This is a genomic window from Pelatocladus sp. (genome assembly GCF_059505505.1).
This window is the reverse complement of sequence record NZ_JCACKS010000116.1, coordinates 1-7,319: the sequence shown is the minus strand read 5'-3', so window position 1 is coordinate 7,319 and position 7,319 is coordinate 1. Positions and strand designations below refer to the sequence as shown.

The window sequence follows — 7,319 nt, the reverse complement described above, 5'->3', positions numbered from 1 at the left end:
TTGGCTAGTCTTGAGAGTATGCTCCTCTAGCAAGTTTTACCGCTCTAGAAAAAAAGCGATTAAAACAAGAACGTTTAAGGGCGAAAAATAGAGCTTTTGAAGAAAAAGAATCTTATCGATGGGTCGAAGCTTTTCAAAATATTGATTTTAGTTATTCGGCTGTTTCACAAAGGAATATGGTTCGCGATACCATATCGCGAAGTCTTGTCCGTTGATTTTATGTCAAAGACCCCAAAACTCGCTGCCCAAGAGGGTGTACACTTCTGTGCGGAATTGTTTAAGCTTATCAAATGTCATGGTCAAGCTGTTATTTTTCTCTAAATCTCAGCATTGACCAAAAAGCGGTCACTTTTACATAGCTGACCGCTTTTTCTGAAAATTTAGTCTAAACTCCAGTACTTTAAGGAGTTTGTGAATCAAGTGCTTTGATGGGGCCAAGAATCATCACTTGCTCGCCACCACCCTCCCGAACTGCCAAAATGAGCGGAGATTTATCTTTTGTTTGAACTAATTCTTTGGGTAGAGTTCGCACCAAATACAGCCAACCACTACTGTTAACGAGTAAACGCCAATCGCCAGACTTCGGATTATCTCCTGGAGCCTTGATGTCAATTCGTTGAATTCGCCTGAATAAATCGACATTCCCAATAATCCGAGTTTTTTGTTGAGCCGGATCTTTCTGTAATGCAGGTTCATCAGTTAGTTTTTTAGGGTTCCTGCCTAATCCCAAATCCTTCTCAGGCTGAACGATTGTGATTACTGGTAACAGAGATGTCTCAGTTGCAGCATCTCGTTTTGCATCTGCTTGTCCTTGGGATCTAGCTAAACTGTAAAGAATTAATAAAACTGATGCAACAACGACCAAATCTTTAAGCAAGGTTGTTAATGATCTATGCACTCTAACTCTGCTGACTATCCAATCTATAAAAAACCAAGTTAGAATCACGCTGAGAGCTATACCTATTATTAATATCAATGCAATAACCATCTCTGCAAAGCTACCAATCAAGACCGACAGCGGAACAAAGAAGAATGACTGTGCAGGTAGATTCAAAGCGTTGAGTTCTATCCGAAAGAAATCGTAGTATGCCCAACGATATATCCAACCTGTGAAGTAGAGTGCGATGCTCAACAGACCAATAACATTGACAAATGCACCCAGAACTGTGGATTGGTTAACAGATTGTGAAGTATTAGACACAAATTCTTTTAGGACTAGAGATACTTTTAATACTATATTTGAGAAAAATATTAGATTTTTAGAAATATACTAATGCTTTCTCAAATATTGGCAACTTCTCTGTTCACAGCAATATTGGGAGACATGAAATACCCTGATGGTGTTGTGCTACGCAATTATTTGGCTCCAGTACAGATAGTCCAGTCTCAAGCCCAAGTTGTCCCAGTTGTGCTTCCACCCTTTGTTGAGGTAACGCTGAAACCTAATGACCAGAAAAAGCTAGGAAAGTTAACAAACCTCAATCCACAGCAGCGATCATTGACAATCACGCGAGGGGAGCAGAGTGAGACAATTCCAATCAATAAAATCAAGCAGGTCATTGGTTTAGAAGATGATAACGGAGTTCCAGGATCTCCACTGCGTCCACCCAGAGGTGAGAAACGAAATTGGCAGAATATTCCACTGGGTAGTTTGAAAATTCAAGATCCGCATCAAGGAGGGGCTAAAATCAGCTTACCAACAGGAGTCGATCCGAAAATCAGCAGCGATCGCAACGCCCTTTATGTAATTGCTGAACTGTCGTTTTCTATGGTCAATCAGATGAACATGACCATCTTTGTACTTAAATAGAATTGGTCATTTAAACTAGAGCCAAATTGATAAATACGCTGTGTGAAAGTCTATACGTAGCTTAAGTTTCCAGTTTGAGTCTAAATTCCCTTCTACAACTTTATTCGATACCATAATTCTGCATTTTTTAATTAAGTGCTTTAGGTAAATGCTTACAAAATTAGTACTCCATACTTGGCCACTGCTTGGCTGTTTTATTTGGGTAAGTCATCCCTTGCCTACTGTATCTTTACCACCCCAGCAAGTAGTTCAAACTCAAGATTCATTGCCAATAAAGCAACAACAACCCCTGCAATTCATTGGCACTGGTGAGCCGAAAATTCAAATTTTACAAGGCGTGTCACGTACTAAATTGTTAACTCAAATGCTACGGGGTGGGAAGTGGCTGTTCTATCCCGATGGCAAGTTTATGTATGTCCCGTCACCTAATGCTAATGTTCGTGATGATTTATACCCAATTACTGGAACTTACAAAAAGGTTGGGAATAGTTACGAATTTCAAGGAGAGCGTCAATCATCTGTTGGAACGATTATTTCGACTGCTTCGGTTGATGGTGTTATTCGTATAGAAAACAGCAAAATTTTGTTGGAAGTTACTCAGGCAACGTTCTCCGGTAACTTGCGTCGCATCACCCAAATTTCGCAAACGCTTACTCCTGCTGCTCAAGTAGCTCTTGAGCCTGCCAAGCAAATTCAAGGAATCCAAGTTCCCTCATCGTTTCGATTGTCGCTGCGGGGCAAAACAGAAGCAAAGCAATTTGGCCCGCTTTCAGGGACTCTTCGGATTTTACCTTCAGCAGATGGTAGTACAAATCCATTTTATGTCTTGTTGAAAACGGACTCTGATAAGGTCAACGGTAGTTTATATTGGTCGTCTGCATTTACAAATCAAACTGGGCAGAAAGCTTCTAGTCGAATTACAGTAAATGGCAATCAAGTTCATTTGGAAGTGATTCCGACTCAAGGACAACTTCTGACGGATGTATCATGGTTCACACTTGTATCTGGGAAACTTGGTGATTTAACTGAGCGATCACCCATTCCAACCAGCGTCAAACAAGGGACTCTCACCTTTTCCATTCAAGGTAACTCGATTTCTGGAAAAATTGTTGCCGAAGGAACTTCATATTTCAATAGTCTAAGTAACTATGAAGCAGAATTTACAGGGCAAATTCTTCAAGAAACTGATATTCCTACAAAACAACTACAGCAAAAGCAATTAAAAGTTACTGAAAAGCAACTTGATAAATTTCGTACACCATTCAGAGGTACTTGGCAAGTAGAGCCTTTTGGAACAATTCAGCTTCAGCAACAAGAACAACAGGTAAGCGGAACCTATACAGCACGAGGCGGCGGAATTATTCACGGCACTGTTGAGGGCAATCGATTGGATTTTACCTGGAAAGACAGCAGTGGTGAGGGATGGGGATTTTTCAGAGCATTAGCAGAAGGTTCAACTTTAACAGGTCGATGGGGAACCCAAACAGACAAAACTGATGGCAAAAATATCACTGCAACTCAAATTTCCTCTCCAACTTCAGATATTTCTCAACAAATTGAAAAGTTGCATCGGACTGGATTTGAATTGCTTGAGCAGCACAACTGTTCACAGGCAATAATATCACTACAAAAAGTACTGACAAAACTTAAAGAAAATCGCAACAATCCCCAAATTACTGAAGCGCAGAAAACACAAAACTTAATTAGCGAGGTCGATATCCAGAGTCGCATTATTGGTTGTTATTACCTCACTCGGAAATATGATGATTTCTTAGCAGCTTTAGATGACGCAGCAAATACCCGATTAATTCTAGAACGGCGAGATTATAAACTGATTTTGAATGATTTAGTCGAATATATCGAAGGCTTTCGCAAGGATCTTTTAAGTGCAGATCGAGATAAAATTGTAGCTTTAGATAAGGGACAGTATGTCTTTCAAAAACTAATACAAATATACCTCAAATTTGGATTAGAAGAGCAAGCCTTGCTGACAGCAGAAATGGCTAAAGCTAGAGCATTTGCTGATTTATTATCTACACGATATGCAGGCCGATTTGTTGATTCTCCCACACTGGAGCAAATTCGACAGATTGCTAAAACCCAAAGAGCAACGCTTGTTGAATACATGATTTTAAGCGAGAACAAGCAAGAATCTGAACTTCTTATTTGGGTTGTGAAACCTACTGGTGAAATCGCTCCGATGCGGCGAGTCAATCTCAAATCCCTATCTGTTCTGCTCAAGGGGGCATGTCAAACTCAATTAAATCAACCGCTTAAGTCTTTGGCAGATGTTGTTGATAAAGTCCATTGCTCTATGCGTATCAATGCTTACAGTCCAAATGCTGATAACACTGGAGCGCGACTTAGACAACTACATCAACTGCTGATTGAACCGATCGCAGATTTACTACCGAACGACTCGAACGCACAAGTTATCTTTATTCCTCACCAGGAGCTATTTTTGGTTCCTTTTCCGGCTCTATTAAATGCAAAAGGCAAGTACCTGGTTGACCAGTATCTTACTCTCACTGCTCCATCGATTCAAGTTTTAGATTACACACGAGCTATCCAAAACAAGGTAGACCAGTCAACGGGCAATGCGATTGTTGTTGGCAATAATGCAACTTTCGCTCCAGAAATCAAGATACAATTGAACGAGGCGGAGAACGAAGCCAAACAAGTAGCAAGGCTACTCAATACCCAAGCTATTATTGGTAATCAGGCGACGAAAGCCAACGTCCTTAGACAATTACCTCAAGCTCGGTATATCCATTTCTCAACTCATGGAGAATTTAAGGAAGCCGATGGATTGCAAAGTTGGGTGGCGTTGGCTCCCTCCAGCAATGATGATGGCTTGCTGACGGCTGCAAAGATTTCAGAAATGCGTCTAATGGCTAACCTAGTGGTGTTAAGTGCTTGTACCACTGGGCGTGGAACCATCACTGGAGACGGTGTGTTAGGGCTGTCACGATCATTCATTGCGGCTGGAGTTCCCAGTGTCGTTGTTTCCCTTTGGTCAGTGCAAGATGCCGGAACCACTTTTCTGATGAACCAGTTTTATAGCCATCTCTCATCTGGTAAAGCAAAGGCGCTACAGCAAGCTATGCTAGAGACAAAGGCAAAGTATCCTAATCAACCAGGAATATGGGCAGCTTTTATCCTGATTGGAGAGTCTTGATCCATTTAGATGGAGAGCGATTTTTGATAATTCAAAAATCGGCAGAGCAGAGAGTAATGGTATTCGTTAATTGACTAAATTTGTTGTGCATCGTGGTCTCTGTATTCCCCAGCCTATTCTACGCAAGTACATTGCGAAGAAGAGGCGACTAAGACCCCTGCTATTAAAGCCTTTTTACTGACTCATCAAAAATTTTCTTACTTTTTTTTCTTACTTTTATCAATATTATCGATAAATTTAGAGCCTATTAGACTTGTCCATAAGTTTAAATCTATGCTTTAGTTCTTGCTTCAAATTACAAGCAACCTGAAAAACTATTGTAATTAATTTAACTTTTAACCTACTGAGACACTATGACTCTGTAAACATGGTCAATTTCTAGCTACAAATGTATCTTTGTAATTAATTACATTTGTATTAATGCTATCTTGTGCATTTGTAAATTTGCAAATTAGCTATTAAGCTTGGTATTGCCACCTTATGAAATTTGTCATAACGTAATGAATTACATTTTTACAAAAACACATTTATGAAAATTGCGGTTTTGAACCAAAAGGGGGGCAGTGGCAAGACCACAGTATCCATCCATTTGGCTCATGCTTTTTCGATGAAGGGGTATCGAGTATTACTTGTTGATACTGACCCTCAAGGCTCAACCCGTGACTGGGCAGCAGCACGTAATAGTGAAGCTCCATTTAGCGTCATTGGTTTAGATCGTCCTATCTTGCACAAAGAATTGCCCAAACTAGCGCAGGGGTATGATTTTGTTTTCATTGATGGTGCGCCAAGAGTTTCTGACTTAACCAGATCAGCAATCATGGCAGTGGATTTTGTGCTGGTTCCTGTGCAACCATCTCCCCTGGATGTGTGGGCGGTGCATGAGGTAGTAGAACTGGTACAAGAGGCCACTATATATAAGCCAGACCTAACAGCAGCATTTCTAATCAACAGAAAAATAGTGAACACTGCTCTTGGGCGAGAAGTAACTGAAGTTTTAGGAGAATACCCTTTTCCAGTGCTGAAAGCACAGATAAGTCAAAGGGTAGCATTTGCCGAGTGTTTGAACATTGGTAGTACTGTTTTGGAAGCTGCCCCGAAAAGTGCTGCAAGTGATGAAGTCCGAGCAGTTGTTGAGGAAATATTAGAAGCAGCAGAGGAAACAAATCATGGCAGAAGTTAAAAAATCACAAAAACTAAGCTTGAAGCCAGGTGTTCAGAAAACGCCTGTTCAAGAAGAAGCAGCAGCATGGGTGGAAAGTCGCAATGGTGCTGAAGTACCTATTAATATAGTTCAACAAGAAGCTAACAACGGCAAAAGCAAGCGCGTTACTTTTGAAGTCACCTCAGCACAGCACCAGGAGATTAAAATCCGCGCTACTAAAAAGGGTATGACCATTAAGGAGTATATGATTGCTCTAGTTGAGGAGGAGCTAAAAAACTAATGTAATTTATTACATTATTACACTTGCATTTATTTACATAATTACATTATTACAACTGTTTGGAAATTTAAGACGCAGTTGGGCAAGGGGTTTGAGTTATGAGTGATTTAGCGGTTAATGATGGTTCATATCAGCAGTTGTTAGATCGCATTGGTGAGTGTTTGGTGTTGGGGCGACAACAGGCTTTTGAGCAGGTTAATTCAGTTTTAGTAGAAACTTACTGGCAGATTGGGCGTTATATTGTCGAGTTTGAGCAAGCGGGCAAGGAACGGGCAGAATATGGCTCGAAGTTGTTACAGGTGCTTTCACGAGATTTGAAAGCGGCGTATGGTAAGGGGTTTAGCCGTTCTAATTTGCAGTATATGCGTCTGTTTTATTTGAAGTATGAGAATTGCCAAACACTGTCTGGCAAATTGAGTTGGTCGCACTATACAGAGCTTTTGGCTATTTCGGATGATTTGGCGCGGTCATTTTATGAGCAGCAGTGCATCCAAGATCGCTGGAGTGTGCGGGAGTTGAAACGCCAGAAGGATTCGGCTTTGTTTGAGCGGGTGGCGTTGAGTAAGGATCGGGCGGAGATTTTGGCACTGGCTAAAGATGGGCAACGGATCGAGTCGGCGCGGGATGTAGTGAAAGATCCTTATGTGTTCGAGTTTTTGGATTTACCAGACCGCAATTATCGTGAGAGTGAGTTAGAAAATCGGTTAATTGCTGAGTTGGAGAAGTTTCTACTTGAGTTGGGCAAGGGGTTTGCATTTATTGGGCAGCAATACCGAATTACATTAAACAACACGCATTTTTCTGTGGATTTGGTGTTTTATCATCGCATTCTCAGTAGTTTTTCACTCTCCCCCGGTAAAAAGAGATTAGAGAGAAACAGAAATAGGAG

General features: G+C 40.9%; 6 protein-coding genes. 5 read left to right on the top strand and 1 reads right to left on the bottom strand.

From position 1 onward, the window contains the following. Positions 1–400 precede the first annotated feature (400 nt). The gene (locus tag AC5JMK_RS10750) at positions 401–1,201 is read right to left on the bottom strand and encodes a hypothetical protein (protein WP_495910060.1); all 801 of its coding nucleotides are present in this window, start codon (positions 1,199–1,201) and stop codon (positions 401–403) included. A gap of 72 nt (positions 1,202–1,273) precedes the next feature. Between AC5JMK_RS10750 and AC5JMK_RS10745 the strand changes: the two genes are divergently transcribed. The 5 genes from AC5JMK_RS10745 to AC5JMK_RS10725 form a co-directional block, all read left to right on the top strand. Next, positions 1,274–1,810: a hypothetical protein gene (locus tag AC5JMK_RS10745; protein WP_495910059.1), complete on the top strand. Its 537-nt coding sequence runs from the start codon at positions 1,274–1,276 to the stop codon at positions 1,808–1,810. Between the two features lie 148 nt (positions 1,811–1,958). Further along, entirely contained in the window at positions 1,959–4,988 is a 3,030-nt protein-coding gene (locus AC5JMK_RS10740; RefSeq protein ID WP_495910058.1) for a CHAT domain-containing protein, read from the top strand. 529 nt (positions 4,989–5,517) lie between these two features. Next, complete coding sequence (parA, locus tag AC5JMK_RS10735) at positions 5,518–6,168, top strand: ParA family partition ATPase (protein WP_495910057.1); 651 nt, start codon at positions 5,518–5,520, stop codon at positions 6,166–6,168. Beyond that, positions 6,155–6,430 (top strand): hypothetical protein, encoded by a 276-nt coding sequence (locus AC5JMK_RS10730; protein ID WP_495910056.1) that lies wholly within the window; start codon positions 6,155–6,157, stop codon positions 6,428–6,430. Before parA ends, AC5JMK_RS10730 begins: the two co-directional genes overlap by 14 nt. 98 nt (positions 6,431–6,528) lie before the next feature. Further along, positions 6,529–7,319: PDDEXK nuclease domain-containing protein (locus tag AC5JMK_RS10725; protein WP_495910055.1), on the top strand; the 791-nt coding region annotated here is incomplete at its 3' end.